Origin of the sequence: Acaryochloris marina MBIC11017 (assembly GCF_000018105.1) — a bacterium.
GTDB lineage: Bacteria > Cyanobacteriota > Cyanobacteriia > Thermosynechococcales > Thermosynechococcaceae > Acaryochloris > Acaryochloris marina.
In genome coordinates, this window is the sequence record NC_009927.1 from 20808 (window position 1) to 42455 (window position 21648).

At 46.2% G+C, this 21648-nt stretch carries 25 protein-coding genes and 2 pseudogenes; 21 read left to right on the forward strand and 6 right to left on the reverse strand.

Annotated elements, in window-relative coordinates; all coding sequences use genetic code 11:
- Window positions 1-200 precede the first annotated feature (200 nt).
- Window positions 201-1399, reverse strand: a pseudogene (locus AM1_RS44550) (ISAzo13 family transposase).
- A gap of 290 nt (window positions 1400-1689) precedes the next feature.
- Here AM1_RS44550 and AM1_RS30535 point away from each other — a divergent pair.
- The 7 genes from AM1_RS30535 to AM1_RS30565 all read left to right on the forward strand — a co-directional run bounded on the left by AM1_RS30535 (window position 1690) and on the right by AM1_RS30565 (window position 6118).
- The gene (locus tag AM1_RS30535; RefSeq protein WP_012166912.1) at window positions 1690-2160 is read left to right on the forward strand and encodes an ASCH domain-containing protein; all 471 of its coding nucleotides are present in this window, start codon (window positions 1690-1692) and stop codon (window positions 2158-2160) included.
- Between the two features lie 24 nt (window positions 2161-2184).
- Entirely contained in the window at window positions 2185-2703 is a 519-nt protein-coding gene (locus AM1_RS30540; protein ID WP_012166913.1) for a GNAT family N-acetyltransferase, read from the forward strand.
- A 180-nt stretch (window positions 2704-2883) separates the two neighbouring features.
- A complete protein-coding gene (locus AM1_RS30545) occupies window positions 2884-3474 on the forward strand; it encodes a TetR/AcrR family transcriptional regulator (protein ID WP_012166915.1) in 591 nt (196 codons plus the stop codon).
- 108 nt (window positions 3475-3582) lie between these two features.
- The gene (locus AM1_RS30550) at window positions 3583-3990 is read left to right on the forward strand and encodes a hypothetical protein (RefSeq protein ID WP_012166916.1); all 408 of its coding nucleotides are present in this window, start codon (window positions 3583-3585) and stop codon (window positions 3988-3990) included.
- 95 nt (window positions 3991-4085) lie between these two features.
- A complete protein-coding gene (locus AM1_RS30555) occupies window positions 4086-4709 on the forward strand; it encodes a carbonic anhydrase (protein WP_012166917.1) in 624 nt (207 codons plus the stop codon).
- 121 nt (window positions 4710-4830) lie between these two features.
- Window positions 4831-5283, forward strand: coding sequence for a hypothetical protein (locus AM1_RS30560; RefSeq protein ID WP_012166919.1), 453 nt, complete (start codon window positions 4831-4833; stop codon window positions 5281-5283).
- Between the two features lie 97 nt (window positions 5284-5380).
- Window positions 5381-6118 (forward strand): SDR family NAD(P)-dependent oxidoreductase, encoded by a 738-nt coding sequence (locus tag AM1_RS30565; protein ID WP_012166920.1) that lies wholly within the window; start codon window positions 5381-5383, stop codon window positions 6116-6118.
- Between the two features lie 166 nt (window positions 6119-6284).
- Here AM1_RS30565 and AM1_RS41515 read toward each other — a convergent pair.
- A pseudogene (locus AM1_RS41515) lies at window positions 6285-6425 on the reverse strand (transposase); the annotation flags it as partial.
- A 191-nt stretch (window positions 6426-6616) separates the two neighbouring features.
- Here AM1_RS41515 and AM1_RS30570 point away from each other — a divergent pair.
- Complete coding sequence (locus AM1_RS30570) at window positions 6617-7711, forward strand: GNAT family N-acetyltransferase (protein WP_012166921.1); 1095 nt, start codon at window positions 6617-6619, stop codon at window positions 7709-7711.
- 250 nt (window positions 7712-7961) lie between these two features.
- Here AM1_RS30570 and AM1_RS30575 read toward each other — a convergent pair whose 3' ends face one another.
- Entirely contained in the window at window positions 7962-8369 is a 408-nt protein-coding gene (locus tag AM1_RS30575; protein ID WP_012166923.1) for a RidA family protein, read from the reverse strand.
- A gap of 322 nt (window positions 8370-8691) precedes the next feature.
- Here AM1_RS30575 and AM1_RS30580 point away from each other — a divergent pair, with 322 nt between their 5' ends.
- From AM1_RS30580 to AM1_RS30595, 4 genes are all read left to right on the forward strand, one after another.
- A complete protein-coding gene (locus AM1_RS30580) occupies window positions 8692-8949 on the forward strand; it encodes a hypothetical protein (RefSeq protein ID WP_012166924.1) in 258 nt (85 codons plus the stop codon).
- A 447-nt stretch (window positions 8950-9396) separates the two neighbouring features.
- Window positions 9397-9816, forward strand: coding sequence for a hypothetical protein (locus AM1_RS30585; RefSeq protein WP_012166927.1), 420 nt, complete (start codon window positions 9397-9399; stop codon window positions 9814-9816).
- A gap of 46 nt (window positions 9817-9862) precedes the next feature.
- Window positions 9863-10417 (forward strand): hypothetical protein, encoded by a 555-nt coding sequence (locus AM1_RS30590; protein WP_012166928.1) that lies wholly within the window; start codon window positions 9863-9865, stop codon window positions 10415-10417.
- Window positions 10418-10659: 242 nt separating this feature from the next.
- Window positions 10660-11634, forward strand: a complete 975-nt coding sequence (locus tag AM1_RS30595) for an ABC transporter ATP-binding protein (RefSeq protein ID WP_012166930.1) — start codon at window positions 10660-10662, stop codon at window positions 11632-11634.
- Between the two features lie 175 nt (window positions 11635-11809).
- Here the strand turns inward: AM1_RS30595 and AM1_RS30600 are convergent, their stop codons facing one another.
- Window positions 11810-12526, reverse strand: coding sequence for a hypothetical protein (locus AM1_RS30600; RefSeq protein WP_012166931.1), 717 nt, complete (start codon window positions 12524-12526; stop codon window positions 11810-11812).
- Window positions 12527-12541: 15 nt separating this feature from the next.
- On the opposite strand from AM1_RS30600, the gene AM1_RS30605 reads away from it, so the two are divergent.
- Together AM1_RS30605 and AM1_RS30610 are read left to right on the forward strand one after the other, a co-directional pair.
- Entirely contained in the window at window positions 12542-13597 is a 1056-nt protein-coding gene (locus tag AM1_RS30605) for an IS630-like element ISAcma14 family transposase (RefSeq protein WP_041658446.1), read from the forward strand.
- Between the two features lie 73 nt (window positions 13598-13670).
- Window positions 13671-14981: an IS701-like element ISAcma8 family transposase gene (locus tag AM1_RS30610; RefSeq protein ID WP_012160919.1), complete on the forward strand. Its 1311-nt coding sequence runs from the start codon at window positions 13671-13673 to the stop codon at window positions 14979-14981.
- On the opposite strand, the gene AM1_RS38275 is transcribed toward AM1_RS30610, so the two are convergent.
- Window positions 14953-15696 (reverse strand): hypothetical protein, encoded by a 744-nt coding sequence (locus tag AM1_RS38275; RefSeq protein ID WP_063710576.1) that lies wholly within the window; start codon window positions 15694-15696, stop codon window positions 14953-14955. The genes AM1_RS30610 and AM1_RS38275 overlap by 29 nt on opposite strands.
- 63 nt (window positions 15697-15759) lie before the next feature.
- Here AM1_RS38275 and AM1_RS30620 point away from each other — a divergent pair, with 63 nt between their 5' ends.
- The 6 genes from AM1_RS30620 (at window position 15760) to AM1_RS30640 (ending at window position 19455) form a co-directional block, all read left to right on the forward strand.
- Complete coding sequence (locus AM1_RS30620) at window positions 15760-16431, forward strand: ABC transporter permease (protein WP_012166934.1); 672 nt, start codon at window positions 15760-15762, stop codon at window positions 16429-16431.
- 4 nt (window positions 16432-16435) lie between these two features.
- On the forward strand, window positions 16436-16972 hold the full coding sequence (locus AM1_RS44095) for an ABC-2 family transporter protein (protein WP_012166935.1): 537 nt from the start codon (window positions 16436-16438) through the stop codon (window positions 16970-16972).
- 16 nt (window positions 16973-16988) lie between these two features.
- The gene (locus AM1_RS44555) at window positions 16989-17231 is read left to right on the forward strand and encodes an ABC-2 family transporter protein (RefSeq protein WP_390610081.1); all 243 of its coding nucleotides are present in this window, start codon (window positions 16989-16991) and stop codon (window positions 17229-17231) included.
- Window positions 17232-17276: 45 nt separating this feature from the next.
- Window positions 17277-18104, forward strand: coding sequence for an alpha/beta fold hydrolase (locus AM1_RS30630; RefSeq protein ID WP_041661255.1), 828 nt, complete (start codon window positions 17277-17279; stop codon window positions 18102-18104).
- A gap of 48 nt (window positions 18105-18152) precedes the next feature.
- A complete protein-coding gene (locus AM1_RS30635) occupies window positions 18153-18701 on the forward strand; it encodes a GNAT family N-acetyltransferase (protein WP_012166938.1) in 549 nt (182 codons plus the stop codon).
- Between the two features lie 151 nt (window positions 18702-18852).
- Window positions 18853-19455, forward strand: coding sequence for an SMI1/KNR4 family protein (locus AM1_RS30640; protein WP_012166939.1), 603 nt, complete (start codon window positions 18853-18855; stop codon window positions 19453-19455).
- Between the two features lie 43 nt (window positions 19456-19498).
- Here the strand turns inward: AM1_RS30640 and AM1_RS30645 are convergent, their stop codons facing one another.
- On the reverse strand, window positions 19499-20650 hold the full coding sequence (locus tag AM1_RS30645) for an acyl-CoA dehydrogenase family protein (protein WP_012166940.1): 1152 nt from the start codon (window positions 20648-20650) through the stop codon (window positions 19499-19501).
- A gap of 119 nt (window positions 20651-20769) precedes the next feature.
- Between AM1_RS30645 and AM1_RS30650 the strand changes: the two genes are divergently transcribed.
- Window positions 20770-21492, forward strand: a complete 723-nt coding sequence (locus tag AM1_RS30650) for a winged helix-turn-helix transcriptional regulator (protein ID WP_012166941.1) — start codon at window positions 20770-20772, stop codon at window positions 21490-21492.
- Window positions 21493-21648 lie beyond the last annotated feature (156 nt).

A 21648-nucleotide genomic window follows, 5' to 3' on the forward strand; every position in this document is an offset into this window, starting at 1 on the left:
TGAGACCTATTATGGGAAGGCTGCCTAGCGACTGAGGGTAATGGCAGCTACTCCAACCACAGAAAGCCATAGAATTAAGTACGACGATGATCAAATATTTGGTTGAGGACTTGCCAGAGTCCAATTAAGCAAGACCATTTTGATCAAACGCTAGGTTCAAGTCTGCCCTTTAGGGTGATTTCCTGAAAAGAAGCCCCGTACTAAATTGGATGAATTAGGATGTCCCACTTGGGTAACTGAGGATGTCTCTCCAATCGTTTCTCAATGCCTTTCATTGCTTGTTTAGTAAGCGAAATTCCTGTTTCATAAATCTTCTGTGTCACAGTTACAACGGGGTGATTACCCTTCCAAGTCATGGTGCTAGCCCATCCCAACAGGGTATCAACATCAGTTAATAAGGTTCCGTTCCAGTGTTGCTCCAAAATCCCCCAACATCGCTCAATGGGGTTGTACTTGCTGTGATAAGGCGGATAGTACAGGAGTTGAATCGCGGTGCCGATGTGATCGCTAAATGCCACCAGTCGATTGAGGAACTGAGTGCGTACCCCACTATTCTCAGGACCGATATCCAACTTGATCTGGATGAGCTGCAGGGTTTGCTGTTCGGTGGGGGCCAGGGTGTTCCACCAATCCTGAAGATTATCGACCATAAAATCGCTCGTTTTGTGAGAATGGCCAAAAATGATATGTAATGTATCGGCGTCCTCCTCTAGGATGCCGCAGGGAACATATTTTGGCCCACTACCCATATCGTGATCACAGGCTTTCGTTTGGGTTCGAGTCTTGCCCCGACGAGAGGACTCCCCTAGTTCAACGGTGGCTTTGCAATCGATGCTCAATCGTTTGACGGTACCGTCATGGTCTTTCAGGTCTTTGTGTTTGAGGTTGGCAAAGATGGCATCGGTTTCCGGCAGTTTTTTGGGGGTTTAGCTTTGAGGACACGGCGGAGTCGATAGCCTAACCGATTCAAGACGACGGCCATGGTACTCTTTGCCGGTACAGACTTGGGGGGAAATCCTTGCGCTCTCAAGTGGGTGATAGCGGCAGCCGCTGTTAAGCGGGTATAGGCAGTTGAGCTGGAAAAGGTGGGGTCTTGTTGGCAATGGGCTTCTGCAAGCTCCCGTAAGGCGGCTGCGACCTCTGGGTGAAGGTCTTCCCAACGTTTCCTGCCACAGAAACCCGACTGAGCACCCACACAAATCATGCCTGTTCGCTTCTCACCTAAACCTGTTGCCACCGTATTTCGACCCCAGCCAAAGATAATTTCTGTGAGATTGGGGTTCCCGTCGCAGTATTTGAGGGCGATGTCTGCCTGGAAAGCCCGGCGGCGGGCTCCTGTCATTTTCGAGGAGGCAAATTTCAGATCTTCAAGTTGATTCCAGGTTAATTGGTCACGCATGCTCAGAGTTAGATTCAATGCATCACTATTACATTCTGTGGTCAGAAGTATGTGAGGTCTTTCCTAGAAATCGCCCAAATGGTGCAGATGGCAGGCAATCATTATTTCTAGGGGACAGTGGGTGCGCTACAGTACCCCCGATTCAGAAGGCGCTGAGAACATCGCTGTCTATGTACCTGCATTTTCCCCGATAATGTTCATCAAGACTGATGACATGCTACGCCAGCAACAGTATTTCAACTTTAAATCTCTCTATCTCGCATAAATTCTTCTAAAATTGTCAAATACTCATGGAAAAGCCTGCTATTGAGCACTATTGGCAAAGCTATTGCCAAACCTTATCTCCTGATGAAGATCTTGACCAACCCTATCTAGTTGAACAATTTGGTGATAGCCCTGAAATGGCTAACGAGTTGGGGCAATTGGTACTAGCGGGAACTAAGACTGCAACCTGCTCAGCACTTTGGGAATGGGAAGCAGAACACAGTCCCCTACCTACTGTTGGCTTGAAAACCATTGTTGTGGATGGGAGCGAAACCCCCTTTTGCATTATTGAGACAACCGAAGTGAACATTTGTCCATTTGATCAGATTGATGCTCAATTCGCTTACGACGAAGGGGAAGATGATCGCACTCTGGAATCCTGGCAGCGAGAACACTGGAAATACTTCTCTCGGGCCTTACCCAAAATTGATAAGGAGCCGACTCATAACATGCTGCTTGTCTGTGAGCGCTTTCAAATTGTGTACCGCACACACTGAAATTTTGAACAATTCTCTAAGTCCATGAAACGAATTCAACTTGCTAGCGAATCTGATGTATTAGCGTTAGCCAACCTTTATCGACAAACGGTTTTAACTTGGGGGCCACGATATTACACTCCTGCGCAAGTCACTGCTTGGGCTAGTTTTACCTCTGAGACAGACCAATTCAGAGCATTCATTCTCCAGGCAACTACCTTTGTTGCAAGGAACCACACAGGAATCTTGGGATTTGCAGGCATTGCTGAAGATGGACATGTGACATCAGCTTATGTACGACAAGACTGCATCCATCAAGGTATCGGCTCGGCGCTGATGAGAAACCTTTTGGAATATGCACAAAGCCGATGTATACAGCGACTTTATGCGGAAGCCAGTGAGTTCAGTCTCGGGTTGTTCAAGAAGTTTGGCTTTCAACTCTACGAAACAGAAATGGTAGAGCGACATGGGGTACAATTCCAGCGTTTTTTAGTCGAGCTAAAACTCAACGATCAACGACGCCATTGCCGGAATGATAGTGGTCTTCCCCATGATTGTGGATGAGACCGCTGAACCTGAAGACGATCCAGTCCTGGCACCCTATAGAAAACTTGTTTTATCCAATATTGCCCTAAGCCACTCTTGGAATCAACCTGGTTATTTAGCTCATCCTAAACATTACAATCCACTGATTAGCTATGCCATTACTTGACATTTATAGACGACCGGTCATATATTATCTCTATGGCTAGACCTAAACGCAATGAACATATTCGTGAACAGCTCCTAGATCAAGGACTCAAACTGTTCCTCACTCAGGGGTATCACGGGACGGGGATTAAAGAAATCCTCGATCAAATCAATGTGCCCAAAGGCTCTTTCTATAACTATTTTGAGAGTAAAGAACAGTTTGGAGCTGAAGTGATTCGCCACTTTACTAAGGGGGTAATCGCCAACATGTCAGCGTGTTTACATGATCCAGAAGATGATGCAATTACTGCCCTCCAGCATTTTTTTGAGCAGGAAATGCACCGCCATGAAGATTTGAAAGCAGGGTGTATGCTGGGCAATCTCGGAGCAGAACTGGGGGGAAGTAGCCAATTATGCCAGCAAGCCATGATTGAAGGGTTTCAAGGGATGAAACAGCAATTTTCATTTACTCTGCAACGGGGGCAGAGCCAGGGCAAAATTCGAGACGATATTGATATTGAAGAACTGGCGGATTTCCTCGTCAATGCCTATGAAGGAGCATTACTAAGAATGCAAGTTGAGCAGTCGGTGCAGCCGATACAACAACTAAGTTTGCTCCTCAATAGCTATTTAGCAAAGACCTAAAACTTCTTGGGATTGTAGGCTTTCCATTTCCGCCCCCCAAAGAGCATTGATTTAAAATTCGTCTACTCAATAAAAAGACGACCAGTCGTATATAAATAGGAGATACTCGTGAAAAGTACACTTCGTTGGAATATCCCCAATCAAGAATTTGAGGATGGCAGCAAAATCTCTGACTGGAAGCAGATCGAAAGTAGTCCCTGGCATTTGCAAATCGAAAGTGGCTATGAAATGACCTTTGGCATCTATGAGCATGATGGTCAATTTTGGAAGTTATATCAGGCCCGCTGGGTTGTGGAAGGGACCACTGAGTATCTGTATCGGTATGGGGGACAAGCTTGCCGAATGACTCAGGTAGAGTACAAATCCCAGGCAAGATCGCCCCATTCCGGTCTACTGAAAAATGTTGGAGATCTGGAATGGATCAGGACTTATGAAGTAGATGCGCAACTACACAGGGTTATTCAGGTTGGTCGCCGTGATCTGAAGTATGACGATCATTTAGACCTTGTTCCCTAAATCATTCTTCTCACTATTTCCTCGATACCGTCCATCCCTATTCAGGTTGGCTCGAAATCTACATAGCTCATTGATCAACAACAAGAAGAAAGATCATGAATTTACTAACACTCCAAAATGTGCAAAATTTTGACGCCTACGTTTTTTCTAAGCAGCCGGATTACCACGAACCCACTGTACGTCAGGAATTTGCCAAGGCGGTTCCCCTGAGGACTGTGGTGGTTTACTGTTATGACCCTCGTGCAGTAGGTGTTCCAGCCGCTGTCGCAAGAGAGTTTGATGAGGTTTACCCTGGCGAAATTCTTACCGATGAGCAGGGTAACAAAATTGCTTCTACGACTACTTTATTCGAGGTGATTGTTGCAGGGGGCCGCGCAATTGATGCATTGCGCTCTATCACAGTCGCTCAGCATCTATTTGGTATTAAGAATATCGTGATTGTGCACCACACCCATTGCGGAGCAACTTCATTTACCGCTGATGGGATTGTGAATGCCTTCCAGAAAGAGCAAGGTAACGATATATCCACGTTATATGAGCAGGACAGCATCTGTATCAGCGATTTTGTCACATCGCTCCAGCATGATACTCGCTTGGTGAGAGCTTCAAAAGGGACACCTCACAACGTCGATATCTACGGTTACGTCTACAACATCGACACGGATGAATTATCCCTCGTTACTCAAGATAAGGGTGCACCTGTCCAGATTGGAGCCTAAAACTATGACGAAAGCAGATCGAGAAGTCGCAGTTATCACTGCCATTGGATTAGGTTTCGCTATCATCGCTCAGATTCTATTGATCATTTAAATATAGTCCGCAAGGACTAAGGGGATTCCCATGAGAACAGAAAAACGCCTGGAAATCAGCTTAGCGATTATCCGCATTAGCACTGCAATATTTCTACTGGTTTGGTCCACTGGCAAACTCCTAGCCCCAGCCCTCACCCAGAATATATTCTCGAAGTTTTATTTTTCAGAGATTTCACTCGTGATGAGTTATGCCGTGGGTGTGTTGCAAACTATTCTCGTCTTGCTATTTCTGGTGGGACTCTATAAAACCTTTTCATACGGAGTGGTGCTAGGGATGCACAGTGTCTCTGTGCTGTCTACTTACGAAAAGCTATTCAATCCCTACTACCCACCCAATATCTTATTTTGGGCAGGGGTTCCTGTTCTAGCTGGATTAGTAGCCTTATTCCTATTACGAGATCACGACCATTGGCTAACTCTGCAATGGCGAGCATTCACCTCATCTAATTCCATTAAGTCGCATCCTCACTCCCTACACTAGCAAGATGACACTCATATAGGGCGTTCGCCTCCATCCTGATGAAAGTTTAGATGATCTAGATATCTATCCACCAAAAATATCTATATTAGGAGAAATCATGGCTAAACCAATCTGCTTAGTTACTGGGGTAGGCGATGGTACTGGAACTGCAATTGTCCGACGCTTTGTTGAAGGAGGTTATCGGGTCGCGATGATTGCCCGCAATCGAGATCGCCTCCGCCAACTTGAACAGGACATGACCGACGTTAAAGCCTATGTCTGCAACGTTGGCGACTTAGATGCACTGCTTGTCACGCTCAACAGCATTCGTAGAGAGGTGGGTTCTCCCTCTGTCCTCATTCATAATGCAGTTAGAGCTACCTTTGGTACCTTTCTAGAAGTACATCCTGAAGAGCTAGAGCGAAACTTTCGGGTAAATACCACCTCATTGCTGTACCTTGCCCGTGAACTAGTTCCCAATATGATGGAGAAGGGAAAAGGAACCATCATCATCACTGGGAACACCGCCGCCCACCGAGGAATTCCGTCCTATGCTTTGTTCGCTCCAACCAAAGCTGCACAGAGGATCTTGGCTCAAGCCTTAGCTCGGGATTTGGGACCAAAGGGTATCCATGTGGCTTACATTACAGTTGATGCGGTGATCGATACCCCTTGGTCAACTAACTTACCTGTTCAGGGCCTGGCGACTGAACCACTAAACCAGCACTCAAGTCAGTCTAAAGACTTTTTCTGCCAACCTGTAGACATTGCTGAGGAGGTGTTTCACGTTGCTCACCAATCAAGCTCCGCATGGTCTTTTGACGTTGAAATTCGTCCTTTTGCTGAAAAGTGGTAAGCAATGTCTAGCACCTTCTTTATCAGAGGAACCATCTCATGAACGACTCAGCTTAATGGCTTCTCCTGCTCTACCATCAGTGCCTTGGTGTTCTCACTGACCTAAGTATGAGACCTACACCTCCCGTCCAGTCCTTCACACGGGTCTACTTCGGGCATGATTGTAGCGTAATCTGACGGCGATAATAAAGGGTATCAAAGGTTGCACTGAAGGTTTGCTGGCAGTGGGTGCAACGGTAACGTTGGCTGCCTTTACTGGTTTTACCGTGCTTGTGGGTCTTTGGATGACCACATAGAGGGCATTGCATCAGAAGATAGGAAAACTCAACTCCCTATAGGTTTAACAAACCCACACTTTTTTGATGCACGACCCTCAAAAACGGCCCCAGGATCATAGGAGTCTATTTGAGTTGAGGTAGATTATTTTGGGTTCGCAGGGTACTTTCAAAAATTTGGGTACTAATATGCCACTGAGCCATCTATTCGTGAGAGAAGCATAATGCCTCAGGTATCCGATGCTATTGTTCGTCCAATGCGAGATGACGAGCGACAAAATGTGCATGCCCTGATGCGTCGGGCTTTCCCACTTCTTGACCAATGGGCCTTTTCTTGGACGCCATATGTTCTAGTCGCTGAGCAGGGTGGACAACTTCAAGGAGCGATTGTTCTCAAACTATTCGCCCTTCCCCGCAATCGCCAAGCAGGTTCGATTGCCTGGGTATTTACAGCACCAGAGGCCCGTGGCAAAGGATTTGGTCAACGTCTTGTAGAGTCTGGAATCGACTTCTTCGAGAAGCAGGGGTGCGATCAGATCCTAACCACTGTTGAGGGCTTTAATACAAGTTCAAGCAAGCTATTTGCCACGCGCGGGTTCAAAATACTACCTCCTGAAGACCAGTTCAGACGTTACGGGTTAGCAACATTAGTTGTGTGGGCAAAGCTCTCTCATTATTTTGATCTGGGTCACTTCTTATGGGCACGTCCTGTTGCACCAGCAGTAGATAGTCCCTCTCTGCAATGGTGGAGTACCATTACCGCCAATTCTTTGATTGGGCTATTGATGCTGTGGCGAGCTAGCGGTTTTAGAGCCTTTCATCCAGAGATGTGGCTGGTTCTACCAGGAATATTCTTAGTTCTGTTTGGCCTGCGACATCTGGGCATGTGGTTAACAGCACATCGACAAGGGCTAACGGTGCGGTTTCGTACCTGGGAGTCTGGATTTCTGCTCAGCACAGCTATCTCACTACTCTTTCCTGGGGCAGTCTTCCCGATTCCCGGTAGCCTCTATCCAATAACACATCAATGGCGATATCGAGACTTGCTTCCCCAGTTGGGCTGGATGGCAGTGGCCGGAACCCTTCCAGTATTAATCCTTGTATGGGGAGTCTGGGTCTTGGGTGAGTTGAATGAACCATTACCTTATGTGAGAGCTTGGCTGGAAGCCGTGCTCTTAGTAGGCAAACCCTTGGTTCTTTTCGATATTGCTATGCCATTTTTCCCGTTTGTCAGTTTTAATGGGCGGCAATTGTGGGACTGGAACAAAACTGTTTGGGGTATTTTGGCGATGGCAACAATCACAATATTTCTGGTTTAGACCTGATTTTTCTATACGAGGTATCCAAGCTAGAGGGTTAGGGAATTGCAATCAACGCCCTTCAAGAAACGAGGTAAATGCCGTGAAACAAGAATCTCCGGCTATATCCGAAGGATTAGAGGGAGAGCGTCAAGTTTCTTGGAAATTCACGCAAGGCTTCATAGTCTGCGAGGATCATGGCTTGTTTACGGATGGCGATGGCTTCCTTTGACTGCATCGCCCAGCCTGGGAAAAGGGCTTGCGACTGGGGTCATGAAGGCAAACGAGCAATCATTTCAATCTCCAGTTGCAACTCGGGTCCAGCTAGAGCGGCAACGCCCACACCTGTGAGACTCGGCTTAGCACCATCGAACATGGCCAGTAGATGTGGCATCAACTCTTCTATGCGATCAGGTGTCAGATCTACCATGTAAATTCGCACCATAACGATGTCCTCTGACGAAGCACCAACTGCATCGAGAGCCGCCTTTGCATTCTTGACAACAAGTTCTGCCTGTCCTGTGAGACTATCTGGAACTGCTTCACCGCTAGATTGCCAAGCAACCTGCCCTGAAATGAAAGCAAGCCTACCTGGTTCCATGATTGTTATCTGCGAGTAGCCAAATGCAGATGCATCGGGCAAAGAAGCTGGGTTCAGATAAGTCAGTGATGGTGCCATAAATGAATTTCTCACAAGTCTTGGATAAAGGGGATCTAAAAATAGCGAGAATGCAACTACCACAAAGTTCCTAATGGTCTTGCTACATAACCCTAACTACAACCGAGTTTAATTCAGACAACTCCAACTTGTTCAGGCTCGGTTCTCGTAGCGTCATGGCAGACTTTAACGGAGGTGAACTTACCCTAGATGTGGGTCCTCTGTTGATCAAGTAGTTCAATAAGCTTAATAAATTCTCACATTATTCACCTTTGCCTCGTAGGCTCTGAAATATAGCCCATATACCAAGACTGCTATCCAGTAGTTTTGTCAGGAGGTATCCATGATGAGACTTAAACTAGTCCCTCTCTTTTTGATGATGGCATTGGCAACTGTCTTAGGTGCATGTGAAAAAGCAAATCAAGACGTTCCTGCACCACCTGTTAACCAAGGTGATACTCCTCAAGGTGGGGCTGAACTCAACCAATCTGAAGATGAGTCAGCACCCTCCATTCAAGAAGAAGCACCTGCACCTGAAGCACCACTGACTCCTGATGGAGAAGAAACCTCGCCTGAAAATTCTGATGAACAATCTCCTTAGGAACCTTCATCTGTCAGATCTAAACTGACATTGCATTAGTGTGACTACTAGCCTGGTTTTCTAAGGCATTTTGGGAGAAATCATCCATAATTTTCAACCCACTTTGGCTGCTGAATATCACGCAAGTCATTACCCCCATATGATTTGCCAGAAATAATCCATCACAATCTGCTCGTATCTGTCCTTAATCTCTTATCGAAGAAGGACAGTTTTCTGCGACCCAACTATTGCTATGCCCCCGATGGCAAAGAAATCCTCATGAAACGATTCAAGGCTCAATTTCCCATTCAATTGGTATCAACAGTTATTGGTTTGTCTAGTCTTCTGGCAAGTTTGCCTGTAGCAGCTAGAACACCTTCATCAGTTATAAATTTTGATGGAGTTGATACCTAAATTGCTCAAGTTGATGAGAGCGAAGCCCAGAAAGAGGAACTTTCTCCTGGAGTGATGAAGATCCTCTGCAAGAACTTTTCTCTCAACTCTCGCTGTTCAGGTACAAGTCAATCAGATACGACTCCGTCATCTGAGGAAGCACCTGATGTTGAAGGGGCGGCTGATACTCCTGAAAGTGTTGAGTCCGAAAACTTAGAACCTGAAGATTCTACTGCTCCTGATATGGCTTCTTCTGATACAGAGCCAGAAGAAGCTCCAGTAGATAGTTCTACGACTGATGATATGGATGAATCTACAGAAGGAGGAGCTGAACAGCCTGATGGAACAATGGGCTCCCCAGAAGAAGGCACTAATTCTCCAGACACGATGCCACCGGACAATACTATACCGAATGAGCCAACCGCTCCAGACGACACTCAAGGACCACCTGTCACACCTCCAATGGTTCCAGTACCTGAAGGCGGAACTGAATAGCCCTAGAGCTAGTAATACCAGACAATCTGGAAATCATTTATAACTTATGAGTAATTCACCCTATCCTTCTAACTCAGATCCGAGTTTTCATGAGCCGTCCCTAGAATCATCGAATGCGACCCGGTATACGGAACTAGGTCGGACGGTTCAAGCTATCAGAGTTGAGAATACCAGGCTCAATTCTGATGTTCAACAACTGCGTGGCCGTACCTCATCTCTCATAGGCCTACTCATAGGACTAATATTATTGACGATTGGTGGTTTTGCCTGGCTAGCAATTAGCTTGCAAAATTTAGAAAAAGAGGAACAGCAAAGGGCCAATGGAATCGATCCAGCTCTTGCTAGCCAGGTTGAGCAACTAGAGAAACAGGTGAACGATCTCCGTAAGTTCATTCCCGGAAATTTATCGGACACTTTGCAATCCAACCAAACTACATTGGCACAACTGCAAACCCAGCTTCAACAGGTTACTACTCAGATTAAGACACTGGAGAGATCGGCTAGTAATAGCCAACCTCAATCCAATACTCCACCCCAAACTGCTCCACCCTCTAATCAACAATCCTCGGAATCTCCACAACTGAACAATAATCAGGAATAGAGCTTTTCAAAGCAAGATGATTTAAAACTGATGATATGGGTTCAAGAATGCCAATGATCGCTGCTTGATCTTTACGATTTAAGCTCACTCTTTCCCTTAATCCGCTCTATCATCTCTGGTGGCCGCAGGCCAGCATTAGATAACCATCTCCCAACATTAGAAGTTCCAGAACTCCTTCAATAATTTCCTGCTTCTTATACTACATTTGTAGTATACTATGGTTTTTTTCGGAAGTTGGGGTCATGGTTGCCATACACATCGATCACCTCTACAAATCCTTTACCTTCAGCAGAGGTTGGGGGAAGCATCGTAAGCAAACTAATGTGGTCGCTGTGGATCGGATCAGCTTGAATATCCCATGTGGGCAAGCAATCGCCTTCATTGGCCCGAATGGGGCGGGCAAATCGACCACGATCAAAATGCTGACAGGAATTCTTCATCCCACTGCTGGAAAAGCAATGGTTTTGGGCTATGTACCCTGGAAGGATCGTCAATCTCTAGCTCGTCGAATTGGTGTCGTGTTTGGTCAGCGTTCCCAACTCTGGTATCACTTACCACCCCGCGATACCCTCGAATTACTTGCCCGAATTTATGACCTCGAACCTAAAGTTTTTCGACAGCGACGTGATTCGCTAGTGGAACGGTTCGGCTTGAATGAGTTTTGGTCAACTCCAGTGAGAAAGCTCTCTCTAGGTCAACGTATGCGGGCGGAGGTAGCGGCCAGCTTACTTCATGCACCGCAGATTCTGTTTCTTGATGAACCCACAATCGGACTAGATGTTCTGGCCCGGCAAAAGTTGCGAAATTTAATTTGCGAATGGAATCAACAAGAAGGTACGACTGTTTTTCTCACGAGCCATGACACGGGTGACATAGAACGGGTTGCACAACGAATAATTGTGATTAATCACGGGCAGGTTATGCTGGATGCCCCGGTCTCAGAATTGCGGCGTCGATATCTGAATGAGAAAATTCTCAGCGTCAAATTTCATACACCAATCTACGAGTTTCCTACTCTGCAGGGTGTTCGCCAGTTAGAGGTTATGGACTTTGGGCTCAAACTGGAGATCAACACTCGCTTGATTCCTATCGAGCAAGTGATCAGTCAAATTCTCCAAATAGGATCCGTCGCAGATGTTGCGATCGAAGATCCACCCCTGGATGCAGTGATTGCTCACATTTATAACCAGCCCGCCTCGGAGGGACTATCACTATGAAATCACTCTACAAATACGGTTGGATTGCCTGGACATCAGCGCGATCCAACATGGCTTACTTGGGTGAAGTCGTTGCCCGGACACTATTCTTGGTCCTTATCCTGTACATTTTTTTGCAATTGTGGAGAGTTACACGACTATGAAGGTTACTCCATTGACAGTGATTTGATGCTGTTTATCCTGGCATGATGCACTCCATGACTTGCTCTACAGATTGTCCTTGATTGAAAAGGACATGGACAAACTCAACTAACTGCTGAACGGATTCACGAGTGAGGCTATAGAGCTTTTGACCCACAGTAGGCTCGTCATTTTGAGCAAACTTCAATCTCTCAGATTTTCTTCCAGAACAACTGGTGTCTTGGAGTATCGACTGCGCTACACAACTTAAACAGAAGTGGCGTTTAACCGCTTCCTCCTTGCGGAGCTGAGCTGACTCAAAGCCAACCAATTGCTTGGAGAACTCATGGAAAATTTCACAAGGCCAACGATAACTCCAGGTGGCAAACACCCTTGAAGCATCCCAATGCAAAGCATCAGTGAGTAAAAATCGAGGGGAGTCGCTGAGATCTTCGGTTTCATGGACAATGACCAACCGTTTGCGACCATATTTTCTGAGGCGAACAGTTTTGCTAAAAGCCCAAATCTCTCGGGTTTTGCCATTCCGGCAGCGGACTCTCTTGTGACGGAAACTTTCAGGATGGTCAGCCTTCAATTGTTGAGCGACCCCATCTACTCGTTGCCATTTCCCTTCCCAGAAAATGTTGCGAGAACACTCTATTTCACTGACCCAATGTTTCTTGGATGCCTCAATGACTTGCGTTATACTGCGGACGACTTGTGACTTAACATTGTGGTAGAGAGATTTGGCACACTGGGAGTATCCCCGCACCTATCCTCCACTCCCATGATTAAAATTGATTTCACCGCAGAGGAAATCCAACAACTCAATTACGAACGCTATCATCACCCTCACCCACGGGTGCAGCGACGGATGGAAGTGCTCTACTTGAAGAGTCAAGGTCTTTCCCATACCCAGATCTGCCAGCTTTGTCAGATTAGTCGCCCCACTTTAGCCAAAACTCTTCGTCAGTATCAACAAGGAGGGATTGAAGGGCTGAAGACCCTTGAATATAAAGGTCAACCGAGTCTACTCAACGCTCATAGCGATAGTGTGAGAGCTTACTTTGAGCAACATCCTCCCCGCACCAGTGCAGAAGCTCAAGCGGTCATTGAGCAATTAACAGGCATCAAACGCAGTCCCACCCAAATCAAAGCCTTCCTCAAACGCATCGGTTGTCGTTATCGAAAAGTGGGGTATGTGCCGGGAAAGTCGAGTCTGCCCGAGAAAATTGAGGAGCAAGAGCAGTTTCGACACACTCGCCTTGAACCCTTATTAGAGGAAGCTCAACGCCAAGAGCGTCTTGTCTTTTTTGTGGATGCTGCTCACTTTGTTCACCGTGCTTATCTAGGGTTTGTCTGGTGCATCACTCGGATCTTCATCCCTTCTCCTTCTGGTCGCCAACGTTTCAATGTCCTGGGCGCGCTCGACGCTATCACCAAAGACCTAGTCAGCGTTACCAACCACACCTATATCAATTCTCACAGTATGTGCCTGTTACTGGCCAAGCTGGCGCTACTTGACCCAGTCATACCCATCAGCGTGATTTTAGACAATGCGCGATACCAGAAATGTCAGCTTGTAACGGACTTTGCCGAGATCGTCGATATTGAGCTGGTCTATCTGCCCTCCTATTCACCCCATTTGAATTTGATTGAGCGACTCTGGCGTTTTGTACGCAAGGAATGTCTCTATTCAAAGTATTATGCTGATTTTCCCGCCTTCAAAGGGGCCATTCAACAGTGCATCGACCAGTGTAATGGAGAGCATAAGGCGAAACTCACCACCTTACTATCACTCAAGTTTCAGTCTTTTAAGAAAGTTAATATCTTAGCCGCCTAGAGTATAGCCCTCTTTTATCACTTTAGACAGATAAAAAATAGACTATTCTCAGTTTCTATTTTTCTAATGAGTGATGTCAGCTTCAAGAAGTCCAGAACCAACCATTGGCTTTGTTGATGAGTACTGCCAACTATTTGCAGAGTTATTTCCCCAAGTCCGCAGTTATGAAGCCTTCAAGCATCTCCATCTGGGGATGATTAGTGATATCAAACGTAAATCATTGCCCGCCATTGCAAGAGCAGTGGGCTTGGAGAACCATCAAAGCCTGCATCATTTTCTGAGTGAATCACCTTGGGTAGCGTCACATTTGTCTGACAAGAGATTGGACATCATCTTGAAAATACTGGATGGGCGCAGGTTAATTCTATTGATCGATGAGACGGGCGATTGCAAAAAAGGCAAGAGTACCGACTATGTGAAACGGCAGTATATCGGCAATGTGGGCAAGAAAGAGAATGGCATCGTCGCAGTCACTGCCTACGGGCTGTTTCAAGGGATGATTTTGCCTTTGTCCTTTGAAGTGTACAAACCCCGAGAACGTCTTAAAGAGGAGGATGAGTATCTCAGCAAACCCCAAATTGCTGCTGGAATGATCCGACAGTTGCAAGGGATGGGCTTTTGCTTTGAGCTCGTCCTGGCTGACAGCTTGTATGGGGAAGCTCAAACAAACTTTGTGAATGTCTTAGAGGAGTTAAAGCTGCCCTATATCCTAGCGATTCGTAGCAATCATGCGGTGTGGTTACCCGCAGAACAAGCAGTCTTTGCCGAACCGTGGCAGTCATTTGAACGAACCTTCAGCAATGGCACCACTGAAACTCGTTACAGGCAAGAGATCATTTATGGCCAGCGACACCACCAGAAGCGCTATTGGCTATTAACCACGGACCCCCAAACGCTACCAGAGAACTCAACCTCTTATGTCATGGCAGCGGCACCCGAGATCAAGCTGGATGAAATTGGGGATTGCTATGGCTTCAGAACTTGGATTGAGTATGGTCTCAAACAGTCTAAAGATACCTTGGGTTGGGCTGATTTTCGCATGACGCACTACGAACAAATTGAAAAGTGGTGGGAGATAGTGATGAGCGCTTTCTTGATGGTGAGTTTGTTCGCTGATGTCTTCAATGACTCTTGTCCAGTGGCACATCAACACTTTGCGCAGCATCCTTGGTGGGATAACCAAAACGGGTGGAAGAATCTGCTCAATAATGTGCGCTTGATCATTCAACCGTTAATCAGTTGGAATCTTCTAAAGCGCTGGTTAGAAGTCTTTCCCAGCCGTGCTTTGAAAAAGGGGTTTGAGCAACTCACATCAAAGATGGAGGCATTTTGCTGTCCACTGGTGAGGAAATTGCTCAAGCATCCTGATTTTCTCTCTGTCTAAAGTGATAAAAGAGGGATAGCTCTAAGGTTAAGACCCCTTGATCAAATGCATAATCAGCGTCTGGGAAGTTTCTTTCCGCTTCAAGTTGTCTGACGATATCGACCGCCAACTCAGTGCGCTTACGATAGCGTAGGCGATTCTTTTGGTAGTGGAGCAGCTCTAACAAGCGTTGGTGGACTTGCTCCATACTCTCGTAAGTTTCGCGGCGGGTCATTCTCAAATAAGCCAACTCTTCTAGTTGATAGTTGGGCTGCTGAACCTCAACGGCTATCCCATCTAATCTTTCTGGATTGGCTGCCACGGCAGTGACAACGGTTTGATAGCAACTCCAACAACGATTGACATGATCATAGGCGGCTTTATCACCAAAGATCTCTTGACTGTAGGGATGGTGGGAATAGGTCCAGTCAAGACTAATCACTTCCCGACCTCGTCCCCGGTGTTTAGGGCCTAACACATTGCGATGATGGGCCATAAGCTCTTGATGATGCCAGCCCGCTTCAAAGATCGCTTCATGCATGGCTCGATAGCTGACCTGTTCTCCCTCTGGCCACACCAGTTGACTGTATATCCCTTGTAAGGTTTTGTTGGGACTTAAGAGCAAACCATTCAGATACCGACTGATGTGGGCAAATCCATCATCACGGCAGAAGACGCTTCGCAAAGACGCCAATGATTTGGCAATGGTCGGTGCTATTCCAACTAGAGGCAGCATAGGGTTTGAAGGGATAAGGCAACTACCTCAATTTGACCAGGTCAGTGCCTAACCTTCAAAGTCGTGAGAGTTACCTATTCAGAAGTACAGGCGCAGCAGCTAGGCGGCTTCACACTACCTCAAATGCTGTGGTATTTGAGTGTGACTGAATCACTAGCGATTTCCGCTCCACGCATTGCCCAAGATGTTGACCAAGATGTTCGAACAGGAGCATTGACTGTGCAATTGGTTCGTCCCATTTCCTATCCAATGTATCGACTTTGGTCATCAATGGGTGAACGCTGTGTCCGATTTGGATTCAATTTTGCCGTGAGTGCTGTCCTTGCCTTATTCTTTGTCGGCGCAATCCCAATGAGCATCGGAGGATGCTTACTTTTTCTATTAGTGTTGCCCATCGCATTTATTTTGGATTTCCTAGTGATGTTCTTGATTGGTTTGGGTGCGTTTTGGTTGGAAGACACCAGTGGGTTAGTGCTCATTTATTCCCGGTTACTGTGGCTCCTAGGAGGATTGATGATTCCATTAGAGCTATTTCCTGAGTTCTGGCAAGGAATCTTGCATAATCTTCCATTTGCCCTAGTGATTTATGCTCCAGCGCGGTTATTCGTTCATCCTTCGATAAGTGATACACTCGCACTTTTAATGCGCCAAGGGGTTGCGTTACTGATGCTGACGTTGTGTGTGCAATGGGTGTATGGCCTTGCCATCCAAAGAATACATGCCAATGGAGGCTAAGGGCATGAAAGCTCTACTGAATTATCTGAATTTAGCGATCGCATACGTTCGACTCAATTGGAATGCTCACATGGAATACCGTGGCGCATTTGTGTCACAACTATTGGCCATGCTTCTAAACAATTTGATGTGGGTTGCGTTTTGGGGACTGTTTTTCACTCGCTTTCCAGTCTTGAGAGGTTGGACGGTGCAAGATGTAGTAACTTTGTGGGCGATCGCCGCCGCCGGATTTGGCCTTGCCCACGCGATTTATGGCAATGCGCTGCAACTAGCTAAATTGATTGCCCAAGGGCAACTCGATGTGTGGATGCTATATCCACGCATGTTGCTTCCCCATCTATTACTAGGACAGATGAATGCGACTTCCTGGGGCGATCTACTCTTTGGGTATGGGGTGTATCTGGGTTTTGTGCATCCAGATATCGTTCATTTTGTCTGGTTTATCGGTTTAACTACTTCTGTTGCTGCCTTATTTGTGGGGTTTAGCGTTCTGACAGGTAGCCTGAGTTTTTTACATGGGCAATGCCTCGGCGCTGAGTGATCAGTGGCGGATGGCAATGCTCACTTTTAGTACCTATCCTGGCACCCTCTTTGATGGGGCAATCAAGCTGCTTCTTTACAGCTTCATACCAGCAGGATTTGTAACTTATTTGCCCGTCGAGGCATTGCGTTCTTTATCCTGGGTTCATGCAATAGGGTCAGTTATGGGATCGGTGACTATCCTTGGGATAGGCATTGGAGTTTTTTATCATGGATTACGCCGTTACGAGTCCGGTAATCTCATCAATATGAGAGGCTAAAATTAGCCGTGTTCGGTACTCCTAATTATTTTCACCCAAATGGATATGACCGAAACCTTCCAACTCAAAATAGGTAGTGCGCAGTTGGCTGGTGAATATTCTGGCCACGGTAAGCCTTTGATCTTTCTACATGCTGGGGTTGCTGATCGGCGGATGTGGTGTCCCCAAATTGATACCCTAAAAAATTATTTCCAAACGGTTATCTATGATCGGCGAGGATTTGGCAAAACGACCTGCTTGGATGAAGCCTTCTCCCATGTCAATGATCTTAGGCAAGTTATCGAACAACTAGGTCTTACAGATGTTGTTCTCATTGGCTGCTCACAAGGGGGACGAATCGCCTTGGATTTTGCCCTTGCTTACCCCCACCAAGTTACTGCGCTAGTGCTCATTGCGCCTGCTGTGAGTGGTGCTCCTGAACCCATAACATTCCCTCAAAATATTCAAGCACGTATTAATGCATTAGATGAAGCTGATGAAGCAAACGATTTAGAGTTGGTTAACACCATTGAAACTGATTTGTGGCTTGACGGTCCCACTAGTCCGTCTGGAAGGGTGGATGACTCATTAAGAAAGCTGTTGTTGGATATGAATGGCATCGCTTTGAGGAAACCGGAACTCACTTTGGAGCAAGAACCCACCTCAGCTTATGAGAAATTACCCAATCTATCGATTCCAACACTTGTAGTTTGGGGGAATCTGGACTTTCCGCATGTCAGTGAACGTTGCCACTACCTTGTGAATACTATTCCTACTGCCATAGGAGAGGAAATGCCTAACACCGCTCATCTACTTAATCTTGAAGAACCTGAGTACCTTAACAACTTGCTTCAAGCATTCCTAAGCAGTAGTAACGAACTTAAAAATACATAAATACTATCGGATTGCTGTAATAAAGAAATATTGGTTTTTTAATTTAAAATGCATACCTTTTTAGAGACTGAACGGTTAGCACTAAGGCAATTTACCTTAGAAGATGTAGACTGCTTAGTTGAACTCAATAGTGATCCAGATGTTGTTCGTTTCGCCACTATAGATAAACAAGTTGATCCAGCATCTATCCAAACTCAGATTCTTCCAAAATGGTTGCAGCACTATGAGGATTATGAAGGATATGGTTTCTGGGCAGCAATTGAGAAATCCAGTCAAACCTTTATTGGTTGGTTCCTTTTCCGACCTGCCGTACATGCACCTTATTTTGATCCAGCACTAGCTGAACCCACCGATATTGAATTGGGATATCGATTACGAAAAGACTCATGGGGCCACGGTTATGCCACTGAAGGGTCTAAAGCGCTAATTCAAAAAGGCTTTTCTGAACTTGGAGCAAAGCGTATTCTGGCTGTAGTTTTTTCTGTGAATGTGGCTTCGATCCGAGTATTAGAGAAATCAGGGTTACACCTTGATATGCAGTTTATTGATAAACATACAGGCCAAGAGGTAGTTTTATATGCTCTTAATCACTGTTAACAAACGACACCTTCCACGAAGTCTGATTCAATAACAATCCGACTGTTGCTTGAGGATATAAACAAGATAACGAAATACTCTAATTTCATTCCTGTCCAGGCATTATATTCGTTCTTCAAATATCTAAAAAATATCAAACTAGAGTATCAACATGATCGCTGAAAGCTGGGAGAGAATTATCGAGTGGGGAAATCGCAATGCCCCAGAAATGCTTAAAGATCTAAACCCTGGAGCATCGGAAGAGCAAATCGCAGCTGTGGAAGCAGAACTCGGCCAACCCATCCCAGCAGACTTTCGCGCAAGCTTGCTCATTCACAATGGTGAAAGTGACGGATGGCCCTGCAAAGTATTTGCTGACTATGGTGCTTACCTTGGAACTGAAAGCATTCTTGAAAGTTGGAAACAGAGAAAGCAAGTTGCTGCTGAAGTCGAGAATTACGCAGATGAAATGCCTGATCCAGAACAACAAATTCGTGATGGCATCATCTTTGTTGAAGGACCAGTGCGACCAAAGTTATTTTTACCTGAATGGATTCCGATCATGGACTGCAATGGCGATGTTTTTTGGGCGCTGGATATGAACCCAGAAGAAGGGGGAGTTTCAGGCCAGGTTATTGCCGTTGATTGGGAAGGCTGTTCGTGGAAGGTCATCGCAGATTCTTTCAGATCGTTTATTCGTGATTACGCCCAAGAACTGGAGAATGGGGCATACCGAGTCGTTGATGAACAGCCGACCAAAGAGGACAACCAATAACAAACCATTTGGATCAAACAAGGAGAACACATCAAGGTCACTTCTAGAGTATTTCTGGAGTATTGCCCAACGCTAACTGACCCGCCAGCTTACGCTGTACCTCCTCACGCATGGGATGATAACGAGCGCCTTGAGCATCACGAAATAGTTTTTCTAGGCCATAAGGACGATGAAATGCCAGTCCACCCGTAATTTCCATAGCAGCATCCACTACCTTCAACACCGACTGGGTGATCAAAGTACGACCCGTCATTATCTGGTTGGTAGTTTCGATACTTGGTGATTGAGAGGCTGCTATAGCAATCATCTGCTGCTGCACCAATTTTGCGTTCGTTAATTCATTCTCTAAACCGCCTACCAAGTAACAAACGTGATCGTCATCTCGTCGTTTTTGAGCATTCTGGATTGTTAGATCCCTGGCTGCTTCAGCAATGCCCACGTAGACCGAGTAAATGATAGGAATGGCAATCAGTGTAATTAAATGGAATGCAGGATGCCATTTGCCAGCTGGTCGCCGCAGGGAAATAGCTTGCTCCGATACGAACACATCTTCTAGGAGCACGGTGTGTGAACCAGTCCCTCGCATACCCATAGCTTGCCAGACTGAATCAATAGACACACCTGGCGACTTCATAGGTAATGCAAAATGTAAAACCGTTTTGCCCGCTGTTGGGTCATCATAGATTGCACTGGTGATCAGTAAATCACCAGTTGGCGAACCACTCACAAAACCCTTTCGGCTATTTATGATAAAGCCCCCCTCTGAGGGGGTTGCGGTCCCCGAACCGTTGAGCCAATCCGCACCACCCGTACTGAGCAACATAATTTTCTCTTGAGCAACACGGGTTAGTAAACCCTCAACAGCCATCTGTTGATGCTGCCACTTCCAGGTCGGAATCATAACTTGATGGGTATGCATCGATAGGGCTAGGGCAGTTGAACTGCAGTGTTGTCCAAGAATACGCAAAACATTGCACATCTCAGCATGGCTAGCCCCACCACCACCTAATTGAGTAGGTACTCCAGCAGCAGTAAACCCAGCTTCCTTGAGGCGCTTAATATTCTCAAGCACGTACTGATCAGAGATATCAGCAGCTTGTTCACTTTCCGCGAGTTGGGGCCCCAAAGCCTCTGCTAGTGCTAGCCAACCTGTGGTTTGAGGGGGCTTGGAAGGTGCCTGTTGTATGTCGAGCATGATCCGTAGTTCCTGTTTAATTTTGGTGTTAATTCCATACTGCTGCCAGAAAATCTGTGGTACAAGATCATAATCTGAACTTGCAAACAATCTGCAACACAGTTTTAGGGAATAGAGTCATGGGCAAAAGCTATGGGCAATACTGCCCCGTTGCTAGAGCAGCCGAAGCAATTTGCGAACGCTGGACCCCCTTGGTTTTACGGGAGCTAATGTCGGGTAGCTGTCATTTCAACGAAATCAGTCGAGGAGTACCCTTGATGTCCAGGGCACTCCTAATTAAGCGACTGAAAGAACTTGAAACTGCTGGCATTATTACTCGCCAAGATAAGAAATCTGGACAAGGCTCCATCTATCAACTCACCCCTGCTGGTGAGGCTCTGCGCCCCATCATTAAAGGAATGGGTGAATGGGCTCAACAATGGGGAAGTGATCGCTTAACCCCGGAGCAACTCGATCCCGATTTATTTATGTGGGGCTTGAGACGGGGGTTCAATCTGGAGGCTATGCCAGATCATAAAATTGTGCTTCAGTTTGACCTACGGGGGATTCCCCGACAACGGAAAACAAAACGAAGCTATTGGGTCGTTACCGAAAAACACCGGGTTGATGTTTGCATCCAAGATCCTGGCTTTGATGTGGATGTGTTGATTGCAGCAGATTTAAGTGCCATTATTCACGTCGTGATGGGGTATGACCCTCTGGATCTAGCTCTGAGAGCCAAGACTATTCAATTTGAGGGGAATCAAGATTGGGTCGGCCAACTACCAACATGGCTATTCCTTAATGGCGAGCGACGATATCTATCAGGTCTAGCGACGGCAACAATAGGAACAATGTTATAGTGCCAAAACTCGTTTTAGATTCATTCAGATAGTGGTGCATAACATACAAATTCGGCACGCCTGAGTCTATTCAGGCACACTCTGTTTGAATATAAACGGCTCTCTGGGAATTAGCGTGTAGCAGTCCTACATTTAGTGTGTTTCCTTTTTCATCCC

Coding starts and splice junctions, on each gene's coding strand:
- AM1_RS30535 (WP_012166912.1), top strand. CDS start 1,690: ATGGAAAAGCCTGCTATTGAGCACTATTGGCAAAGCTATTGCCAAACC.
- AM1_RS30540 (WP_012166913.1), top strand. CDS start 2,185: ATGAAACGAATTCAACTTGCTAGCGAATCTGATGTATTAGCGTTAGCC.
- AM1_RS30545 (WP_012166915.1), top strand. CDS start 2,884: ATGGCTAGACCTAAACGCAATGAACATATTCGTGAACAGCTCCTAGAT.
- AM1_RS30555 (WP_012166917.1), top strand. CDS start 4,086: ATGAATTTACTAACACTCCAAAATGTGCAAAATTTTGACGCCTACGTT.
- AM1_RS30560 (WP_012166919.1), top strand. CDS start 4,831: ATGAGAACAGAAAAACGCCTGGAAATCAGCTTAGCGATTATCCGCATT.
- AM1_RS30565 (WP_012166920.1), top strand. CDS start 5,381: ATGGCTAAACCAATCTGCTTAGTTACTGGGGTAGGCGATGGTACTGGA.
- AM1_RS30570 (WP_012166921.1), top strand. CDS start 6,617: ATGCCTCAGGTATCCGATGCTATTGTTCGTCCAATGCGAGATGACGAG.
- AM1_RS30575 (WP_012166923.1), bottom strand. CDS start 8,369: ATGGCACCATCACTGACTTATCTGAACCCAGCTTCTTTGCCCGATGCA.
- AM1_RS30580 (WP_012166924.1), top strand. CDS start 8,692: ATGATGAGACTTAAACTAGTCCCTCTCTTTTTGATGATGGCATTGGCA.
- AM1_RS30585 (WP_012166927.1), top strand. CDS start 9,397: ATGAAGATCCTCTGCAAGAACTTTTCTCTCAACTCTCGCTGTTCAGGT.
- AM1_RS30590 (WP_012166928.1), top strand. CDS start 9,863: ATGAGTAATTCACCCTATCCTTCTAACTCAGATCCGAGTTTTCATGAG.
- AM1_RS30595 (WP_012166930.1), top strand. CDS start 10,660: ATGGTTGCCATACACATCGATCACCTCTACAAATCCTTTACCTTCAGC.
- AM1_RS30605 (WP_041658446.1), top strand. CDS start 12,542: ATGATTAAAATTGATTTCACCGCAGAGGAAATCCAACAACTCAATTAC.
- AM1_RS30610 (WP_012160919.1), top strand. CDS start 13,671: ATGTCAGCTTCAAGAAGTCCAGAACCAACCATTGGCTTTGTTGATGAG.
- AM1_RS38275 (WP_063710576.1), bottom strand. CDS start 15,696: ATGCTGCCTCTAGTTGGAATAGCACCGACCATTGCCAAATCATTGGCG.
- AM1_RS44095 (WP_012166935.1), top strand. CDS start 16,436: ATGAAAGCTCTACTGAATTATCTGAATTTAGCGATCGCATACGTTCGA.
- AM1_RS44555 (WP_390610081.1), top strand. CDS start 16,989: ATGCTCACTTTTAGTACCTATCCTGGCACCCTCTTTGATGGGGCAATC.
- AM1_RS30630 (WP_041661255.1), top strand. CDS start 17,277: ATGACCGAAACCTTCCAACTCAAAATAGGTAGTGCGCAGTTGGCTGGT.
- AM1_RS30635 (WP_012166938.1), top strand. CDS start 18,153: ATGCATACCTTTTTAGAGACTGAACGGTTAGCACTAAGGCAATTTACC.
- AM1_RS30640 (WP_012166939.1), top strand. CDS start 18,853: ATGATCGCTGAAAGCTGGGAGAGAATTATCGAGTGGGGAAATCGCAAT.
- AM1_RS30645 (WP_012166940.1), bottom strand. CDS start 20,650: ATGCTCGACATACAACAGGCACCTTCCAAGCCCCCTCAAACCACAGGT.
- AM1_RS30650 (WP_012166941.1), top strand. CDS start 20,770: ATGGGCAAAAGCTATGGGCAATACTGCCCCGTTGCTAGAGCAGCCGAA.